The organism is Staphylococcus sp. 11262D007BW (assembly GCF_053547815.1).
Genome location: NZ_JBPWPJ010000001.1, coordinates 1,751,084 through 1,771,258 on the forward strand (window position 1 = coordinate 1,751,084; position 20,175 = coordinate 1,771,258).

Annotated in this window: 17 protein-coding genes; 5 read left to right on the plus strand and 12 right to left on the minus strand. The window is 35.5% G+C overall.

Annotated elements, in window-relative coordinates; all coding sequences use genetic code 11:
• The first annotated feature begins 117 nt into the window (after positions 1-117).
• Positions 118-327: a hypothetical protein gene (locus tag ACEE93_RS08690; RefSeq protein WP_449155332.1), complete on the plus strand. Its 210-nt coding sequence runs from the start codon at positions 118-120 to the stop codon at positions 325-327.
• 47 nt (positions 328-374) lie between these two features.
• Here the strand turns inward: ACEE93_RS08690 and ACEE93_RS08695 are convergent, their stop codons facing one another.
• The 3 genes from ACEE93_RS08695 to ACEE93_RS08705 form a co-directional block, all read right to left on the minus strand.
• Positions 375-1,583, minus strand: coding sequence for a multidrug effflux MFS transporter (locus ACEE93_RS08695; RefSeq protein WP_449155331.1), 1,209 nt, complete (start codon positions 1,581-1,583; stop codon positions 375-377).
• Between the two features lie 134 nt (positions 1,584-1,717).
• Positions 1,718-2,614, minus strand: coding sequence for an alpha/beta fold hydrolase (locus ACEE93_RS08700; protein ID WP_449155330.1), 897 nt, complete (start codon positions 2,612-2,614; stop codon positions 1,718-1,720).
• A 119-nt stretch (positions 2,615-2,733) separates the two neighbouring features.
• Positions 2,734-4,155 (minus strand): phosphate--AMP phosphotransferase, encoded by a 1,422-nt coding sequence (locus ACEE93_RS08705; protein ID WP_449155329.1) that lies wholly within the window; start codon positions 4,153-4,155, stop codon positions 2,734-2,736.
• Positions 4,156-4,560: 405 nt separating this feature from the next.
• Here ACEE93_RS08705 and ACEE93_RS08710 point away from each other — a divergent pair, with 405 nt between their 5' ends.
• Positions 4,561-5,280: a transglycosylase SLT domain-containing protein gene (locus ACEE93_RS08710; protein ID WP_449155328.1), complete on the plus strand. Its 720-nt coding sequence runs from the start codon at positions 4,561-4,563 to the stop codon at positions 5,278-5,280.
• Between the two features lie 146 nt (positions 5,281-5,426).
• On the opposite strand, the gene ACEE93_RS08715 is transcribed toward ACEE93_RS08710, so the two are convergent.
• Positions 5,427-7,283: an acyltransferase family protein gene (locus tag ACEE93_RS08715; protein WP_449155327.1), complete on the minus strand. Its 1,857-nt coding sequence runs from the start codon at positions 7,281-7,283 to the stop codon at positions 5,427-5,429.
• A 279-nt stretch (positions 7,284-7,562) separates the two neighbouring features.
• Between ACEE93_RS08715 and ACEE93_RS08720 the strand changes: the two genes are divergently transcribed.
• A complete protein-coding gene (locus ACEE93_RS08720) occupies positions 7,563-8,147 on the plus strand; it encodes a M23 family metallopeptidase (RefSeq protein WP_449155326.1) in 585 nt (194 codons plus the stop codon).
• An 85-nt stretch (positions 8,148-8,232) separates the two neighbouring features.
• On the opposite strand, the gene ACEE93_RS08725 is transcribed toward ACEE93_RS08720, so the two are convergent.
• From ACEE93_RS08725 to cidR, 6 genes are all read right to left on the minus strand, one after another.
• Positions 8,233-8,862 (minus strand): nitroreductase family protein, encoded by a 630-nt coding sequence (locus tag ACEE93_RS08725; protein WP_449155325.1) that lies wholly within the window; start codon positions 8,860-8,862, stop codon positions 8,233-8,235.
• A 105-nt stretch (positions 8,863-8,967) separates the two neighbouring features.
• A complete protein-coding gene (locus tag ACEE93_RS08730; RefSeq protein WP_449156503.1) occupies positions 8,968-9,852 on the minus strand; it encodes a hypothetical protein in 885 nt (294 codons plus the stop codon).
• A gap of 166 nt (positions 9,853-10,018) precedes the next feature.
• A complete protein-coding gene (locus tag ACEE93_RS08735; protein WP_449155323.1) occupies positions 10,019-10,195 on the minus strand; it encodes a hypothetical protein in 177 nt (58 codons plus the stop codon).
• A 157-nt stretch (positions 10,196-10,352) separates the two neighbouring features.
• Entirely contained in the window at positions 10,353-11,036 is a 684-nt protein-coding gene (locus ACEE93_RS08740) for an LrgB family protein (protein ID WP_449155322.1), read from the minus strand.
• Positions 11,036-11,425: a CidA/LrgA family holin-like protein gene (locus tag ACEE93_RS08745; protein ID WP_449155321.1), complete on the minus strand. Its 390-nt coding sequence runs from the start codon at positions 11,423-11,425 to the stop codon at positions 11,036-11,038. Before ACEE93_RS08745 ends, ACEE93_RS08740 begins: the two co-directional genes overlap by 1 nt.
• Before the next feature lie 109 nt (positions 11,426-11,534).
• A complete protein-coding gene (gene cidR, locus ACEE93_RS08750) occupies positions 11,535-12,416 on the minus strand; it encodes a cidABC operon transcriptional activator CidR (RefSeq protein WP_449155320.1) in 882 nt (293 codons plus the stop codon).
• Between the two features lie 96 nt (positions 12,417-12,512).
• Between cidR and ACEE93_RS08755 the strand changes: the two genes are divergently transcribed.
• Complete coding sequence (locus ACEE93_RS08755) at positions 12,513-12,866, plus strand: DUF488 domain-containing protein (protein WP_449155319.1); 354 nt, start codon at positions 12,513-12,515, stop codon at positions 12,864-12,866.
• Positions 12,867-12,917: 51 nt separating this feature from the next.
• Here ACEE93_RS08755 and ACEE93_RS08760 read toward each other — a convergent pair whose 3' ends face one another.
• Positions 12,918-13,340 carry a universal stress protein gene (locus ACEE93_RS08760; protein WP_449155318.1) on the minus strand — a complete coding sequence of 141 codons (423 nt, stop codon included), beginning with the start codon at positions 13,338-13,340 and terminating at the stop codon, positions 12,918-12,920.
• A gap of 229 nt (positions 13,341-13,569) precedes the next feature.
• Here ACEE93_RS08760 and ACEE93_RS08765 point away from each other — a divergent pair, with 229 nt between their 5' ends.
• Entirely contained in the window at positions 13,570-14,808 is a 1,239-nt protein-coding gene (locus tag ACEE93_RS08765) for an aminoacyltransferase (protein ID WP_449156504.1), read from the plus strand.
• Positions 14,809-15,137: 329 nt separating this feature from the next.
• Here the strand turns inward: ACEE93_RS08765 and ACEE93_RS08770 are convergent, their stop codons facing one another.
• On the minus strand, positions 15,138-20,135 hold the full coding sequence (locus tag ACEE93_RS08770) for an SdrD B-like domain-containing protein (protein ID WP_449156505.1): 4,998 nt from the start codon (positions 20,133-20,135) through the stop codon (positions 15,138-15,140).
• Between the last annotated feature and the right edge of the window lie 40 nt (positions 20,136-20,175).

Consider the following 20,175-nt stretch of genomic DNA (forward strand, 5'->3'; position numbering starts at 1 on the left):
TTTTATTGCTGGGTTATTAGACTAAAGACGTGGATAGATCTCTTGCTCTAGTACTATGATATTTATTTAATTTTTAGCTACAATTAAGATAGAATTTACATTATGGAGGAACAATCGATGAAAACAATTTTGAGAGCAGCCATCGCAATAGGCATCATTTATGTTGTCGCACATTTTCTAGAGCAACCCGATAATGTCGCCCAACTAAAAGGATACAAAGACGAGTTTATGCAAACAGAGACTATGCAGGCTTTTTTAAACAGTGAACCTATACAAAAGTTACAAAATTTCAATATAGATGAGATCGCTACAGCTGATTTCTTTTAAATAGTAAAAAACGACCTTAACATCATCACGTGTTAAGGTCGTTTTCTTTAAGTATTTCTCCAATGATAGGCATTTTTGTAAACAATATATAAGAGCACAACTAATAATACGCCTGTAATACTTACAATAATGATAAAAGGCGTTACACTATGAGCGCCTTGAATACCAATCAATGGGGCAATGGCACTTCCTAAAGCAAATTGAAAGAGGCCTAATAAACTGGAAGCACTACCGCTTCCGCCCGTGCGTGCTTGCATAGCGAGAGAAAAAGCCAATGGCCCTACGGCTGTCACTGGTGTGACACTTACAAGTAAACCAATAATTAACATGTATAAAGGTAAATGCATCCACAATACGATAACAACGAGCACTGCGCCAATCACTTGTATCGTGATAAAGGCACTTAATACGCGAATTTGTTCAAAGTAACGTAAACATATATTAGACAATTGACTCATGATAATGAGTCCTATACCTGTCGCTACCATTAATAAACTAAAGGTTTGTGGATTCAAATGGTAAACATTTTGGACTATAAACGGCGCCCCAGCGCTATAACTAAAAATCATAATATACGTGACACCTTGCAATAACATCGGAATAGTAAAGCGCGGTGTTTTAAGCAAATGGCCAAAATCTTTAAAAATCGTTGTAAATTGCTTCGTATGATCTTCTACCATTGCTGTTTCTTTGATTTGAGGATGTAGCGCAACAAAAATCAGTAAAATAATGCTCAGACAAGCTAATACGATAAAAATCGTTTGCCATACAGAGACACTTAAAATAAATCCACTGACTAAAGGCGCTAAAATAGAAATAATGCCATTAACTACCATTAATGCTGTAAAAAAGTGACTTAATCGTTGTCCTTCATAGCGGTCCCCTACAATAGCTCTAGCAAGTACAATCGCACCTCCGCCGGCAACCCCTTGAATGAAACGCATTACCATAAATAAATCAGAATTAATGTTAAATGTACTTACGATAGACGCAAGACATACGATACTTAAAATCATAATCGCTAACTTTTGACGCGACATACGATCTGCAATCACACCTATGACAAATTGGCCAATCGCAATACCCATCATCGCAATCGCTAACGTCAATTGTGCTTGAGACGTTGAAATATGAAAATCCTCTTGTACCAGTGGTAAAGCCGGACTATACATATCTGATAATAACGGCCCAAAAGCAGTCATTGTTCCTAAAATAATAATAAATATCAAATTGTTCATTTTAATCGTTGACTTCATATCTTTAGCACCGTCAATTCTCTCTTTTATAATTGAAAAATCGAACCAAACTTTTGTTTTCGCCCGAAATGTTATTGATCGCTAGAGGTTGTGACACCGTTAATCAATCTCCCAAGAGACTAATCCTTTAAGTCTCAACCCCGTAACCAATGATTGATATTATACTCAATACTTCCCAGTTGTCCACCTTCTTCACGGTCTAATACCCTTAAAAAATCAAGGTGTCCTACATCTGGGTACGTCACGGACTTGACTTTAGCCCCGTGCGCTTTAAACATTTCAATCGTTTCTTTAGAGTCCTTATTAGGGAAAATAACATCTTCTTCGCCTAATAAAAACAAAATGTCTGGCATGTGATCAATCAGTGCAATATCTTCTATATAATTGGTTTTCAATGTATATTGCAAATCTGTAATCATTGCCTCTAAAGGCGCAAAATATTTGGTGAATTGTTTCGTATCTTCTTGTTTATATTTATCAGAGATACCTTTATCCAATACATATTCAGGAATACTTTTTATAATGCCATCTTTAGGGTTAGGTGTCATCTCTTTTGTCATTTCAGTTAATAATTTGGTTAATCTTATCTCTTTATAATCCATTTTAGCCGCACTATTTAAATAAATGAGATGTGAAATAGGCAATGTATTGTATCTCGCTAACTTTGTAGCAAGCAAGCCACCCATCGAGTAGCCAATAATCGCAAGCTGATGGATTTGTTGGTCCCTCACAATACGCACTAATGCTTCATTAATACGTGTTGCATAATCTGATAAATCATGTGTCTGACGATCTATCTCTGTACTCTGACCACGCCCAGGACAATTAATATAAATCAGCTGAGTATGATGTAAATATTTTTCAAAGACACTCATAATCTTATAATTCATCACAGCACCGTGCAGTAGCACAATCGCATCATTAGCGCGATGATCACCCGCAAATACAATCTCTAGTGCTTCCTCTGGGTGTTCTTTTAATGTCATTAATTGCCTGTGTGCTTTTCCATATTCATCCTTATTTGTTGTCATGCCAAAACCTCTATTTCTCTATTCCTTATTGTACAAACTCTACATCAGCACTTTGACCGTCAAACATTACTGACATATTATAGTAGAAAATGGATAATCAAGTATATCACGCTTTATGTTCAATCATATTGTTTAACGCCCCAAAGCTTTTCCTCACATTTTTGAATAATGTATTTTAAAACTTGAATACGTGCTGTTTTTTTATGATCGGCTGGCACAATAAGCCATGGTGCGCGTGATGTATTTGTTTGTTCAATCATATCCTCACTTGCTTCTAAATATAAATCCCATTTTTCACGATTACGCCAATCTTCCTCTGTAATTTTCCATTGTTTATTTTCATCTTGTTGACGTGCTTCAAAGCGCTTAAGTTGTTCTTGTTTATCTAAACATAAGAAGAACTTTAGTACAATAGCCCCTTCATCAGTCCACATTTTTTCAAATGCGTTAATTTCTTCATAGGCGCGCGACCATTCACTTTGACTGGCAAACCCTTCGACCCTTTCAACCAATACACGTCCGTACCAACTTCTATCAAATATAGCAATATGGCCACTTTTTGGCATCTTAGTCGCAAATCGCCATAAATAATGATGATTTAACTCCACATCTGTCGGCGCACTAATCGCATTGACTTCGTAACCAGTTGGATCTAATAATGCTCTCACTCGTTTAATATTGCCACCTTTCCCTGCTGCATCCATACCTTCATAGACCAATACTAAAGGGATTTTATGTTCATATAATGCAAATTGAAGTTCTCGCAACCGTTCTTGTAATTGAGTAATCAATTCATTATAGTCTTTTTTACGGATTTTATGAATCGTTTGATTAAACCGCTCCGTTGTAAAATCAGGTGTAAATGCACCATTCACTGCTTCTTGGCGTTGATGATAACGTTCAATCGCTTTTTTCATTCTCTCAATTAAATGAAGATACATTTGCTTAACAGCAGCTTCCTTGTGTGTATAATCAATGGTTTTAAAAGAGTCATCAATAAGCTTTGACATTTCTTCTGTATATTGTGCTTTAGGAATGACTTCTTCATATTCATGTGCTTTCCAGTTCATTAATGGATTGTTTTTCATTTGTTGAATATGTTCTTGTCGTTTTGCTTCATTAACTTCGACATAAAACTTAATCAATTCATGATGATCATTTTGAACAATTGTCTCAAAATCTTCTATGGATTCCTTCAATACTTGAGTATCTTTTAACTTATCCTTTTTTAGATGATTGACGTGATAATCAATATAATGAGCATACCAACTTCGAAAATAAATATTGATATGCCCTTTAGCAGGCAGTGTATCCCAGTAATGTTGCAAAAATTGATAACGAAGATCCTCCTCTGATGGTGACTTCGTGGCAATAAAGTGTGTATATTTGGCATCCAAATTCAGCAATAGCTCATTGGTTAACCGTGTTTTCCCTGCAGCAACAACGCCTTCAAAGACAATCATAATAGGAATACCTAATGCATGTGTTTGACGAGATAATTTTGCAGCTTCCATTCTTAGCGTTTCTATTGATGTAGTCATACCTTCACCTCTAGTAATTGTTAATTTAAAATGAGTTGACTTTGTAAATCACGCACTTTTTTCTCTCTATTATTAATCATTTTATACGAGAATCACTGTCATCTGCATTACAATTCAAAAACCCATTGTAACATTTGTAATACATCGCTATTTTAAAAGAATTATTTGAACATTTACTTTGAATCACAACCATAACTTTAAAGAGACAAAAATTGACGTTTTCAACAATCATTAATATTACAAAAATATTACATTAAAGTATATAAGAAATATTTATGTAACGTTTTGTTATTTACACGTAATTTACAAATGTCCTTAAGGTTGTTAGAGTGTGGTTGTTGAATTTTTTGGCAAGCAAATTTGAAAATGAAAATATAGAAAAAATTTCTAGGAGGACTTTGAATTATGAAAAAAACATTATTCGCTTCATCATTAGCATTAACGTTAGGATTAACAGGCGTAGCTGGTCACGCTACTGACGCAGACGCTGCAGAATCAAACATTAACGAACAAGAATTAGCTCAATTAGCATTAAACGAAGATGCATCTTTAAATGAAAGCCCAATCCAAGAAGGTGCATATGACTATACATTCACATTAGATGGCGTTAGCTACCACTTCTGGTCAGACGGTGTACAATTCGGTTGGTCATATAACGGTTTCGGTACTGCTTCAGACGAAAACACTTCAGTTGCTCAACCAACTCAAACTGACGTTCAAGACGTTAACGCAGAAGCTACACAATCAACTGGTGACAACACAGTATCAAACGTACAACAATCAAGTGAGCAAGCTCCAGAAACTGCAGCAGCTCCACAACCAGAAACAACTCAAACTTCATCATCAAACACTGGTTCAATTACTTTAGGTAACGGTAACACTGCAGGTGCAACTGGTTCTTCAGCTGCTCAAGAAATGGCTTCACGTACTGGTGTACCAGCATCAACTTGGGAAATGATCATTGCTCGTGAATCAAACGGTCAAGTAAATGCTCAAAACCCATCAGGTGCTTCAGGTTTATTCCAAACTATGCCAGGTTGGGGAGCTACTAACACAGTAGATCAACAATTAGACGCAGCTGAAAAAGCTTACAACGCTCAAGGTTTATCAGCTTGGGGTATGTAATTATACCATAACGATTTCAACCAGGGATTCATTCCCTGGTTTTTTTGTTTATATATGTATTTTAGTCTACCCTAGACAAATTCATTTATATAGAAAAGAAGCGATAAGGCATTCATTATTTAGAATGCCTTATCGCTTCTTTATATTTAATCCTTTTGTTTAGATGATGCTTCGTGTTTTTTCTTTATTTCTTGTTGAACTAATTCTGATAATGCTTTAGATCCTTCATATTCAAGATGAATACCATCATATGCGAAGTACTCTGTATGCCCTTCTGAAGCACTATACCAATCAACTAAATGCACATTTTTATGCTTTTTAGCAGCTTCTGCAATTAATGAATTGACATGTGATTCATAATCACGTGGTACTCGAACATTAACGAAATATACATTTGCTTTATCAAAACGTTGTAGTAATTCTTCAAGTTGATCTTTTGTAAAATCACCATTTGTGCCTAACTCTAGTACAACATCGGAATCTTTCGTGTTATACGATTGATATTGACTATCGACTATATCAGGCACATCAATTAGTTGACGTCCAACTTGTCCATCAATTGTGGCGTTTGGCACGTTTTCAGTGAATACATCTCCAATATCCACCATTACTGAGTCACCTATTAACAATGGTGACGCTTCCGATAAATCGAATGACGCTTTAGAATCTCCATCTTTATCATCACTTTGATCTTTTTCCGTAGATTGCTTATCAGATGGCGCCTTCTTAGCATTATTCGTCGTGAATGTCGTTTGTTTTTCTTTTTCTTTATGGGCATCACCGATACTATCAAATAAGCCAAATAAGAATAATAATGTGACTAAAACTAATATCGCTGAAACGATAAAGCGAATGAAACGACCAATGTGTTTAGGATTCACTGCAAAGGCTTTAAAACCATTTCGACGTATTGGATTTTCAATGAAATGATATGAAATCTCTGTCATCAATAACATTAAAACAATATCAATGATGTATACATAAAATGGAATCTGACCATTTACGAAGTGACTATGTAAAAACACAATGATTGGATAATGCCATAAATATAAACTATATGAGCGCTTTCCAATATAAACAAACACTGGATTACCGAGTATTTTAGAGAAGATACCTGATGGCACAACCGCAACAGCGATGACAATTAACGTCAATACTGAAATAAGATAAAATCCTCCACGGTATAACCAAATATCTTGATCGCTTATTACAAAGAATAAAACGATTAATACTGCTATACTGATTAAACCAATCAAACTAACTAAGCTATTTTGTTTTTTAGAAATCGTGGCCTTTAATTTAAAAGGTGGCCATAAGAACGATAATAAAGAACCTAATAATAACGTTTGTAATCTTGTATCTGTACCAAAATATAATCTTGAATAATTTTGATCTCCAATTGTGAAACTTAAGATAATCATTAAAATTAATGAGAGTAATGATACTGCCCATATAATGAAAAATGTACCACGTTCTTTAAAAATCTTAAGACAAATTAGTAAAATAGCTGGGAAAAACAAGTAAAATTGTTCTTCAATCGCAAGTGACCATAAATGTTTAAACGGTTCCACGGCAAATTGATTAAAGTAATCAACATCTTCAAAAATATACCACCAGTTAGAAACATAAAATATAGCCGCGACAGCATCTTTTTTTACATTATAAAAGATTTGTGGCTCAAAAATGATTGTATAAAGTACGACAATGGTTATCATAAAAAATACAGCAGGAATCAAACGTTTTAAACGTCTCGTCCAGAACCCTATTAAATCAATACGTTGGGTATTTTGGAACTCTGCTAATAATAATGACGTAATTAAATAACCTGAAATAACAAAAAATGTATCGACACCTAGAAAGCCACCAGGTAACCACAATGGATTGAGGTGAAATATGATAATTGCGATAACCGCAACTGCCCTAAAACCATCCAATCCCGGCAGATACCGATGCGATTGATTTTGCTTCAAGCGATCGGTCCGTTTTAAATCTAAATTTTTCATTGAAAATCCCCATTCCATTACTCTAAAAATAAACTATATTTTAAATAAACATATGTTTATAAATTAACACACCCTTAACTACTTATAAAGAAAAAGTTATATAACACTTAATAGAAATATTAGTTAAGTTGCCCGTATTAACTCGCATAATCTCTATTATACTCTTTCTTTTAAAATTTTTAAGCATTTATCTAAAACTTTTCACAAGCAACTTTATTGCAACCGGCTACATATCATTTTACACTAATTAAATCATTTCTTTCTTATGGGTGAATCAAAATGAAAAGATGGCTAACGTCTATACTTACAATTGTGATAATTGCTGGTGTCGCATTTTGGGGCATGCAACATTTTACAGACTTTCAAGATAAATATGCAGATTGGTACGATTCACAAGGTAAACGATTCTTTCAACAAGACCGTGAAACACATGGTTTTGGAACATATAATAACAATCTCTCTTTTGATGGTGATGATCGTCATTACGGTATTGATTATCGCTTACCGGTTGGCTCGGATGTGCTCGCACCGACAAATGGTAGAGTGACCAATATATTCACTGATGATCTCGGTGGAAAAGTATTGGAAGTTCAAGAAACGAATGGACAATATTTCCAATGGTTTATGCATTTAAGTGATTATAATGTCAATGTAGGAGATACGATTGAAGCTGGAGAAGTGATTGCTCAATCAGGAAATAGTGGCGAACAAACGACGGGCCCTCACCTTCACTTTCAACGGATGAAGGGTGGCGCAAGTAACAAATATGCTGAAGACCCTGCTGAATTTGTAGAGCAACTACCAGAAGGTCAACAAAGTCTCTATCGTGTCAATAAAGCGCAAAAAGGAGGGGTTGAGACATAAAGTATTAATGCTCTGGGAAACCGATTAACGGTGTCCCAAAAGCAGGATTTTGTCCCAACCTCTCCTCTTTTTATATTTAAAAGTATTAATGATATTCTACGACACGGTCTACTGGTAAGCGATATGAAGGGCGTCCTGCTTTCGCTTCTTTACCGATTGCGACGATCATGACTGGCACATAACGTTCAGGATCCAAACCTAATGCTTCTGCAATATGTGCGCGATCAAACCCACCAATAGGGTTCGTATCATAACCATATTGACGTGCAACAAGCATTAGTTGCATTGCCATTAAACTACTATCTACCTTTACAATATCATTCATACTTGCACGATCTAGGGATTCATACATTTTAACGAACTTTTCAACAAGTTCTTCTTTGACCTCTTGTGGCATGTATCCTTTGTCTACTGCTGAGCCATATATTTCATCTGCATAATGATAATTAAGCATGTCTCCAAAAATAACAATCATTGCAGCTGAAGTATCATTTTGACGCGTATTAAATTGAACAAGCGGACGTAATTTTTCTTTTCCTTCTTCGCTATCTACAACAGCTAAACGCCATGGTTGCATGTTGATAGATGATGGGGCTAATGTTGCTTTTTCGAGTATTTCATTCATTTCTGAACGCGGAATTTTAACATTCTCGTCAAATACTTTCACAGAGCGACGTCCCGTCAATATTGCATCAAAATCGTTGTTTAAACTCATTATCTATTCCACCTTTTTTATTGGTCTAATACTGACGTGAAATAATTATATTGGAGTCGTACAAAATATGCAAGCAAACAAACTTATAGCCCATCACTATATAAATTAATATTTAATTTGTCGCCAATACTTATGGAATAACCAAGAGACCAACACGTGAATAGGTGCCTGCGTATAACGATAAATGTGCCATGGTAATCTTGGTACATAGTTATGCAATGCAATTAAACATGTTTTAGATGCACTTTCTAAACGTCGAAATTCCATTTGTGGTTGATGGAATGAGTGCCCCACCAACAATCCACCTGTGATATCAAATACCACTCGATTTGTGCGATCACTTTCTTGAGTGCGGGTCATTTTTAAAAGTGGGAGATTGATGAATGGCACAATAATATTAAACGTCGTACCGTCATATACACCATTAATGACATGTAAATTGATTGTTTTTAAAAACAATCCATACATCGATACGACACCGTCCATTGGTACTTCATTAGGCACTTCAAGTGATTGAATTGAACGAACTGTTTTAACTTCTTTATATCCTTGTTGTAACGCACGTTTTCCTAATAAACGATAACGTCGTGGTAGTGTCTGATAATGTGTTTCTACATTAAAATAGGCCATCGCCTGTTTCAAACTTGCCTTCAAAGTATCATGAATGACTAAACAATGTTTAATGTGATGTGTGTGCATCGCTTGTGCTAAGTTATGATAAATTAATCGCTCCTTATTCAGTTGACTACCTTGTGTCAAAGCCGTAAAGGAGGCCGTTGGATTGCCAATAATAGTTACCCAGTCTATATCTTCTAATGCATGTTGAATCTGTGTTAAATCAAATAAATCTATTTCCAGTGACATGCCTTTTGTAAGTTGTTTTGTTGTTGGGGGTGTATAAACGTATACACTATGTTGTTGTTGAATAAGTTGTTCAACAAACTGATGCGTATACGGATGTCCGTCAGAAATGATTAAGGTCTTAACCATAGTTTCACTCCACTCTCTGCTTCATTATTAAGCGTATTATACCAAATTGTGTCCCAATTTGAAGACCGTATTTACTACACTTTTTTATACCCTACTCAACTTTGATTGACACAATTTAAATAACCACAAAAAAAGAGACACTGATGTGCCTCTCATCATCTTTTATCTAATTTAAACTTTTAATAAACATAAACATTACCCATAACGTTGTAATCACTGTTGAGACAATTGTAAAGTTCATTGGTTTTTGGCTACGTTGCCCTTTATGTTTACGAAATAGGATTGCTGTATAGATCCAAGAAATAAGTGTTAACGCAGCTAGAATATAAATCATTACATCCATAATAATCCTATACCTCCGCTTGTTGATATATAATAATTTTATTTTAGCATATGTACATTATCTTCGCCTATTAGGTACACTGTATTGTAACATTTGCGTATCAACAGTTATGTATAACAAAACCACGGTATCTAGGGGAAATACCGTGGTTTAAGAATTAATAAAATAACATCAACAATAAAGGTAGCATGATTGAACTCATCACAGCTGTAAGAATCATGCCGATTGAACTGAAGGCGCCAGACTCATCATCTATTTCAAGGGCTTTTGCAGTCCCAAAAGCGTGTGATGCATTACCAAATGTCATCCCGCGTGCGATGGAGGATTGGAACTTTGTCATTTTAATGAGTATGGCACCCAGTATACTTCCTAATATACCGGTTGCGATGATAAACATCGACGTTAGCGTATCTTCCCCGCCTAACTGTTGTGAAACTTGAATCCCAACAGCCGCTGTGATTGAGCGAGGGAGCAAAGTAACAATATCTTCACGACTGTAACCTAGTAATTTGAGAGAGAAGAATATTAGGGAAAAGTTCAAAATTACTGCCGTAACAACACTCGTGAAAATTGTTCGGAAATGTCTAAGGATCTTATGGCGATTTGTGTACAGTGGATACGCTAAGCACACAACTGTACAACTCAATAGATGGTTAATCCATTGGCCACCAATCATGTATGAATGGTAGTCTTGGTGAAATAGGAGTAAGACGATAATTACACCTATTGATGTTATCAAAGCGGGGTTAAGAAATGGTGATTTGAATTTGACATAAACATAACGTGCGATCAAGAACAATAAGATTGTTAGGGCAATCATACATAGCGCTTGAATCCACATTACTTATCACCTTGCGAATGACGACACCGTTTTCTCATTGTCATCTTTTCAGCCACTATACCTGAACTTAATGCAACGAGAACCGTGCCGATAACAAGTAAGATAAAAAACACGATAAAATTCAAATCCAAATCGGTGATAACATCCATTACACCAACTACTGATGGAACGAAGAAAAAAACCATTGTTGCTAGAAGAAAATTGGCACCGTCTTTAATCCAATTCACTCTAACAATTTTGAGTTGCAGTAGTAGGAAGAATAAAACTAATCCTATAATACTACCTGCAATAGGGATATGAAATAACTGTTGAATCCAATTGCCTACACGTGTAATACAATAAATCAAAATGATTTGCGCGATCACGCGTATAATTTTCATTACAGTCATTACCGTCTCCCTTTCTTCATTCGAACAATTATTATTATAGAACGTTCTGACTCATAATAAAAATATAGCTTTTTCATATGACCTATTACTTTTATCTATGAGTCACTAATTAATGGTATAAATTTAAGTAATCTAAAAAGGTCCTTGTAGCATGGTTCAGATATACATCTTTCTTCCAAATGACACCCATTTCCCATTGCAGTGATTCTTCTTCTATTTGTAAGACACAAATATTTGGGTTTTGACTAATTATGCGCACAATATTTTCCGGCAAAATACTAATCCCCATTTTAGCGGTAAGTAAATGCTCAATAAAATGCCACTGTGAAATTTTCGATACAATATTTGGTACAAACCCTACTTTGCGAGCTGCCGCAATAATTTTGTCATTAAGATAGAAATCTTCGTTAAATAAAATGAAATCTTCATTTTTTAAATCTGAAATTTGTACTGTTTGCCGCTGTGATAACGGATGAGAGCGATGTGCCACCACTTGAAAGGTTTCCGCATATAATGGAAACGAATCAAATTGGATATCATCAACCGGTAAAGATGTGACACCGAGATTAATATCGCCATTACGTATTTGCGATTCAATCGTTTTACCCCCATTTTCAATTAAATTGAAAGTAACATTCGGATATTGTTGATGAAATTGCCCAAGCACTCGACTAAACCGTTCCATATCCATGATCGCTGATAAGCCAATCGTAATATGTCCTTTCTCAATCCCTAATACACTGTTAATTTCATCAGGTAAGTTATCATATAAATTGAGAATTTCCAGTGATTTTTCATAAAATACCTGGCCAACATCCGTCAAACTGAGTTGGCGTTTTGAACGATCAAACAATGCTTTGCCCAATTCTTGTTCTAATTCTTTAATCGCTTTACTGATTGTCGGTTGAGCAATAAACATTGATTCAGCTGCTTTCGTCATACCACCCTGTTTTACTATTTCAACAAAATAGGTCATTTGTTTAATATCCATCTCGACACTCCATTTAGTGATTTATGTACATATCTTAACATGAGTACTTAACTTTTAGTATAAAGGGTAGTTGTGTAAATAAGGAGTGTGTTAAAAATGGGCAATGTTCGAATGGAACGTATTTATAATGAAGAAACTTCACCTGGTATCCGTGTTCTTGTAGATAGAGTATGGCCTCGAGGGGTGTCAAAAGAAAAAGCACAACTTGATCATTGGCTTAAGGAGATTGGACCGACCACGGCTTTAAGACAATGGTTCAACCACGATCCGCAAAAATATGAAGCATTTAAAGAAAAGTATGAACAAGAATTACAAGAGAATGAGGCACAACATGAGGCATTAAACCAACTTAAACGCATCGTCAAAAACGCAAAACAAGATGTGATTTTATTATATGCTGCTAAAGATACGACATATAACCACGTCAATATTTTAAAAACGTTAATTTAACATAAGAAAGCGCCCAACCACTCAATTAAACGTGGTCGAGCGCTTTTCTATTTATTTTATAATCAATACTGGTATGTTGATACGTTTTGCGATTTTATGCGTAACATGACCCAGTACATGTTTAATATCAATTTCTGAACGCTTGTTACTCATCACGACGACATCATAATCATGCGCTTCAACTTCATTCACAATCTCTTTTGTAGGTGTACCTGTTGTAAATCGGACATCGTAAGTTAATCCAAGCTCGTCTATTTGATTTAAAAATGGACGCATTTCTTCTTTTTTCTCCGCTTTGACTTCCTCAAGGTGTTTGTTTTGATAACGTACATAATTAGCTAATTCCGTTTCAGAAATGACATTAAATATGACAATCTGAGCATCCTTATCCTGACCTACTAATTTCACCAACTGGTCTGGTACGTTTCTGAAAGTGTTACCAAAATCATAAGGTACTAAAATATGTTTATACATTACCCACCACTCCTTAACAGTAAGTATCTCCGTCATGGCTTATGTTAATACTACCTCTTTACACCTCTATTATACCACTATGATAGCGCTTTCACAATTATCTAATTATTTATTTTTTTACATATAATCCCCTCATTATTTCCTTTTTATTAAGTTAAGTTTTCAATAAATATAATTTGTGGCATATCCAAGTTAAACGTGTTAATTTATAGCTAAGGAGCGAATAACTATGTATTTTACAGAATTAAATCAATCAGAATATGAGACTTTTATTAACAAACATTCCAGTCAATACACCCAGTCAATTCAACATTTTAACTATCGAAAAGAGAACAACAAATCCGTTTATTTATTAGGTGTTAAAACTGATTCAGATGAAGTCATAGCTGCTGGATTATTTACGACAGCACCTACCCTCAAATTTTTTAATTATGCCTACAGTCATCGCGGTCCAGTGATGGATTATAACAATATTGAACTTGTCGACTTCTTTTTCAAATCACTAACACTATATTTACGTCGTCGCGGCACAATATTTGCATTAATTAATCCATATATTATTGAAAACATTCGTGACCATCATGGCGAAATACTTGAATCAAAAGATAATCACATCTGGATGAACCACCTAGAAAAATTAGGTTACAAACACCAAGGTTTTTCAACTGGATATAGCGAACTAAGTCAAGCACGTTGGTTATCCATTTTACCGTTAAAAGGCCGTACTGAAGAAGACATTTTAAATGGGATGGATTACAATACAGCACGAAGCATCCGTAAATCCATTGAAATGGGTGTTAAAGTGCGCGACTTACAAGAAGATGAATTCGATATTTTTTATGACCTTTACCAAATGGCAGAGAAAAAACATCAATTCTCGTTATTTTCAAAAGATGATATTAAACAATTCTTATCAACTTATGGCGATATGACACATTTAAAAGTAGCCTACTTAAATCTTGATGAACACTTAGCACATTTATCACAAGAATGGGACAAAGCAGAGGCCAAACGCCAAGAATTAGAAACAGCTGCTAACAACGCGCCTAAATCTAAGAAAAAACGCAATGTGTTAAAAGATCAAGAAATTATCGTGAACAGCATCAACAAACGTAAAAGAGAAGCAGAACAACTATATGAAGAACACGGTAATACCCTCTACTTAGCTTCAGCTATCTTTGTTCAAACAGAAGATGAAATGACTTATATGTTTAGCGGTTCTAACCCTAAATTTAATCGTTATATGGGTAACTATGCATTACAATGGTCAATGATTCAGTATGCACTAGATCAAAAAATTTGTCGTTATAATTTCTTCGGTATTACTGGAGATTTCACTGACGAAGCTGAAGATGCGGGTGTTGTGGATTTCAAAAAAGGATTTGGCGGTTATGTCGAAGAATTAGTGGGAGACTTTATCAAACCTGTTCAACCACTACTTTATAAAATATATCAATTACGTAAATAAGATTTATTTAAAAAAGCGGAGGGATGGCACCTTAACCATTCACTCCGCTTTACTATTATTGTTCTTTTTTTGAAGTAGATTTCACTGTTCCTTTGATTTTCTTATCTGCTTTGCCAGTTACTGTTCCTGTAATTTTACCTTTATTTTCAGCCATCTTATTTCCTCCTCACCATTTATCTACATTTTCATTTTCTCATATTATTCACTTTTTCAACAATATTCTAATACGCAATCAAATGATTATTAAAGGGAGCCAGTACCACATCTGTGCTTAACTGACTCCCACATCGTCCTAAGAAGATCTATTAAAAAAGGGATGAAGGGATGAATTATTTATCTTCTTTACGACGACGTCTTACTAAGAATGATAAACCAACTGCTGCTAATAATGATCCGAATAAAGTTGTATTTTGGTTAGAATTGTTACTACCTGTATCTGGTAATGCTGTTTCTTTTTCTGTAGAACCATTACCTTCTGATGATGCCTCTGTTGAGTTTGGCTCACCTGCTGTTGTAGCCGGTGTATTTGGTTCTCCTGGTGTTGTCGGTGGTGTATTTGGTTCATCCGGTGTTCCTGGCTCTTCTGGTGTTGTTGGTTCTTCTTTGAAGAAGCCTTTATCGATTGTCATGTTGTCTGCACCATTAATTGTGACATTAACCACTTTTTCATTTGAGTCTTTGCCTTCGTCAGTACCTTGACCTGTTGGTGTTTCTTGATAACCTTCTGGTGTTTCGAATTCTACTGTGTAGTCTCCGTTTTCTAAGCCTGTGAATTCATAATAACCTTTGTCATCTGTTGTTGTTGTACCGATGACTTCACCGTTATTATTTTTCAATGTCACAGTGACACCTGACATTGGTTTTTCATTAACATCTGTACCTTGGATACCATCTTGGTCTACGTCTTCCCATACATAGTCACCTAATTTGTATGTTGGTTTATAGAATCCTTTATCGATTGTTACATCATCTTTACCATTAATTGTAACGTTAACCACTTTTTCGTTTGAGTCTTTACCTTTGTCAGTACCTTGACCTGTTGGTGTTTCTTCATAGCCTTCTGGTGTTTCGAATTCTACTGTGTAGTCTCCGTTTTCTAAATCTGTGAACTCATAGTAACCTTTTTCGTCTGTTGTCGTACGGTTGATTTCGTTGCCATCTTTATCTTTTAAGATCACTGTTACATCTTTAATTGGTTTTTCGTTCTCGTCTGTTCCTTGGATTCCATCTTTATCCACGTCTTCCCATACATAATCTCCGATTTTGTATGTCGGTTTGTAGAATCCTTTATCGATTGTTACATCATCTTTACCATTAATTGTTACTTTCACAGTACCTTCATTTGAATCTTTTTCGTTGTTTCCACCTTGGTTAACTGGTGTTTCTTCGTATCCCTCTGGTGTTTCGAATTCTACTGTGTAGTCTCCATTTTCTAGACCTGTGAACTCATAGTAACCTTTTTCGTCTGTTGTCGTACGGTTAATTTCGTTGCCGTCTTTATCTTTTAAGATTACTGTTACGTCTTTAATTGGTTTTTCGTTCTCGTCTGTTCCTTGGATTCCATCTTTATCCACGTCTTCCCATACATAATCTCCGATTTTGTATGTCGGTTTGTAGAATCCTTTGTCGATTGTTACATCATCTTTACCATTAATTGTTATTTTCACAGTACCTTCATTTGAATCTTTTTCGTTGTTTCCACCTTGGTTAACTGGTGTTTCTTCGTATCCCTCTGGTGTTTCGAATTCTACTGTGTAGTCTCCATTTTCTAGACCTGTGAACTCATAGTAACCTTTTTCGTCTGTTGTCGTACGGTTAATTTCGTTGCCGTCTTTATCTTTTAAGATTACTGTTACGTCTTTAATTGGTTTTTCGTTCTCGTCTGTTCCTTGGATTCCATCTTTATCCACGTCTTCCCATACGTAATCTCCGATTTTGTATGTCGGTTTATAGAATCCTTTGTCGATTGTTACATCATCTTTACCATTAATTGTTACTTTCACAGTACTTTCATTTGAATCTTTTTCGTTGTTTCCACCTTGGTTAACTGGTGTTTCTTCGTATCCCTCTGGTGTTTCGAATTCTACTGTGTAGTCTCCGTTTTCTAAGCCTGTGAACTCATAGTAACCTTTTTCGTCTGTTGTCGTACGGTTGATTTCGTTGCCATCTTTATCTTTTAAGATCACTGTTACATCTTTAATTGGTTTTTCATTCTCGTCTGTTCCTTGGATTCCGTCCTTATCCACGTCTTCCCATACATAGTCACCTAATTTGTATGTTGGTTTGTAGAATCCTTTGTCGATTGTCATGTCGTCCGCATCTTGGATCGTTACGTTAACGATACCTGCGTCTGAGTCTTTGCTGTCATCTTCTCCTTGATCGACTGGTGTTTCCACATATCCTTCTGGGGCTACAAATTCTACTGTGTAGTCTCCGTTTTCTAAACCATCGAATTCATAGTAGCCTTCGGCGTTTGTTGTCGTACGGTTAAGTTCGTTACCCTCTTTATCTTTTAAGATTACCGTTACGCCTTCGATTGGTTGTTCGTTAGTATCCGTTCCTTGAACTCCATCTTTATCCACGTCTTCCCATACGTAGTCTCCTAATTTGTATGTTGGCGCTGGTTTGTAGTATCCTTTGTCGATTGTCATGTCGTCCGCATCTTGGATCGTTACATCAACGATACCTGCGTCTGAATCTTTGCTGTCATCTTCTCCTTGATCGACTGGTGTTTCCACGTATCCTTCTGGTGCTACAAATTCTACTGTGTAGTCTCCGTTTTCTAAACCGTCGAATTCATAGTAGCCTTCGGCATTTGTTGTCGTACGGTTAAGTTCGTTACCGTCTTTATCTTTTAAGATAACTGTTACACCTTCGATTGGTTGTTCGTTAGTATCCGTTCCTTGAACTCCATCTTTATCTACGTCTTCCCATACGTAGTCTCCTAATTTGTATGTTGGCGTTGGTTTGTAGAAACCGCTATCTACAGTCATATTGTCTGCACCATCAATTACAGCAGTTACATTTAAACCATCCGAATCGACATCATCAGCAACACCGTCAGCATTAGCAGGTGTCATTTCATAACCTTCAGGTGGCACAAATTCAACTTGGTATGTACCATTTTGTAAGTTTTCAAATACATATTTACCTTGTTCATCTGTAGTTACACGATCAAGTTCTCTACCGTCAGCATCTTTTAAGATCACTGCCACACCAGGAATTGGTTTTTCATTTTCATCTGTTCCTTGCTGACCATCACGGTCTACATCTTCCCAAACATAGTCACCTAGTTTATAAACTGGATTGTTTCCTGAACCTGTACTACCTTGACCAAATAGATTGTAAGAGTTTTCATGTGGAAAATCAACTGGAACACCACTATATAGATCATATGCATTCCAATTATAGTTAATTTGCCCTTTATCACTTTCAAAGTTTTTATCTGTATGAGCTACGTGTTGAACAATAAATTTTTCTCCATTAGAAAGACTACTACCAAAATCAATTATTGCTTGATGATCATTTGTATAATTGACATTAAATTGATCTGTCACATCTTGAAGTTGACTTGTATCAGGCGCAAAACTATCAACAAATTGGCTATCATCAGTAACTTTATAAATTTTAAAATCATCCGTTTGTCCATCAAATTTAAATCCTACTAAGTCTACAGTAAGTTTAGAATTTTGATATACTCGGCCGGGTTGATTGATATAAACATTCATATGACGGTCTTTACTTTGTACTTCAATATATTCTGTACTTCCTACAATAGGATCATCTTTGTGACTCTTATTACCATAATCCACAATAATATCCTCAGAATACTGTTGACCAGCAATATTTACTTCCATTGGATACGCGGTTTTATCATCTGTCGCATGATAACGGTCTGAAAATGTTGTAATTACAAATGAACCCGTAATATTTTGATATTGATCAACATAGTTTGTAAATGTATATGTTGTTGTTTTAGTTTCAGCATCATATACACCTTGAGCAATAATTTTACCATCATTACTATATAGTGTATGTGTATCTCTTGCTGTATTAAGTGCGCCAGGACGATAATTTTTACCATATTGAATTGTAAATTGATCGCCTTCTGTAATTTCATCATCTAATTGATAATCCGCTTTAAGTTTTAATGCGTCCCCTGACGTAGCCCAAAATTCTAAATTCCCAGTATTTGGATTAGTATGACCCGGCGTAATTTCAATATCAATGTTAGAGATTTGCATTAAGTTACTGACGTCTTTGTTAGAACCAGCTAATTGAAGATTTTTTACATCGTTTCCTGTTAATGAAATTGACTCTTCATTTGATAGTGCATTTCTAAATACTGTTGGTGTTGCTTCTGGTGTTTCACTATCTTTTTGATTTGTAAAGTCTTGTAAGATTTCTATTAATGAGTCAGCATCCTCAATATCTACGCTATTAATTGTTTCCTCAATCTCACCTGCTGATAACGATGAATTCTGCTCTAAAAACTTTTTAACTGTCGCTTTAGTATTTTCATTGATATTAGATGAATCAACATTGTTGTTAACTTCACTATTTTCTAAAGTTAGGTTTGCGTCATCTTTCAATGTGCTTGATGTTGTGTCTTTTTCTGGTGATAAAACTTGTGCCTCTTGTTTAGATGCCTCTGGGTTTTCTACAGGTTTTTTAGGTGTTATTTGCTTAGCAGATGTATCTTCATTAGATGTAGCCTGAGGTGATGATGGAGGTAATTGTGTAGTAGATTCTGCTTGTGACGCATTTTCAGGTGATGGGTCTTTTATTTTTGGTGTGCCTGATTGTACGCCGTCATTTCCTATAGATGCCTGTTCTTTAGGAAGTGTTGTTTGTGTTTCTTCTTCCTTAGTAATATTAGAGTCTTTATTAACATTATCTGCTGGTTTTGGATCTGTGTTTACTTCACTTTCAGAAGTTGGCACTTCTTCTGAAGATTTTGGTTCTACATTAGAATCAGTACCTTCTTTTGTTTCAATTGATGGTTCTCCATCTACTTCATCACTTTGTGGTTCAACTGACTTATCTTCTTCAACCGGCGCACTTGGTTGCAAAGATGAATCATTTTCTACATCAGTATTTGGTGTTTCACTAGTAGCTGGTTCGTCAGTGGAAAGTGCTTCTCCGGCGTCAGTACTATCAGTTGACTGACCGTTTACATTTTCTGCCCCTGCCTCTTCTGCAGCTTTAGCATCATTACTTATGCCAAAAACTAAGGTTGCTCCCACTAAAATTGAAGCTGTTCCTACTGTAAAACGGCGAATCGAGAACTTGTTTAGTCGATTTGAAATAAAATCATTTTTCTTCATCTTTTTCCTCCACTAATAATTTTTGTATATTTTGCAATTT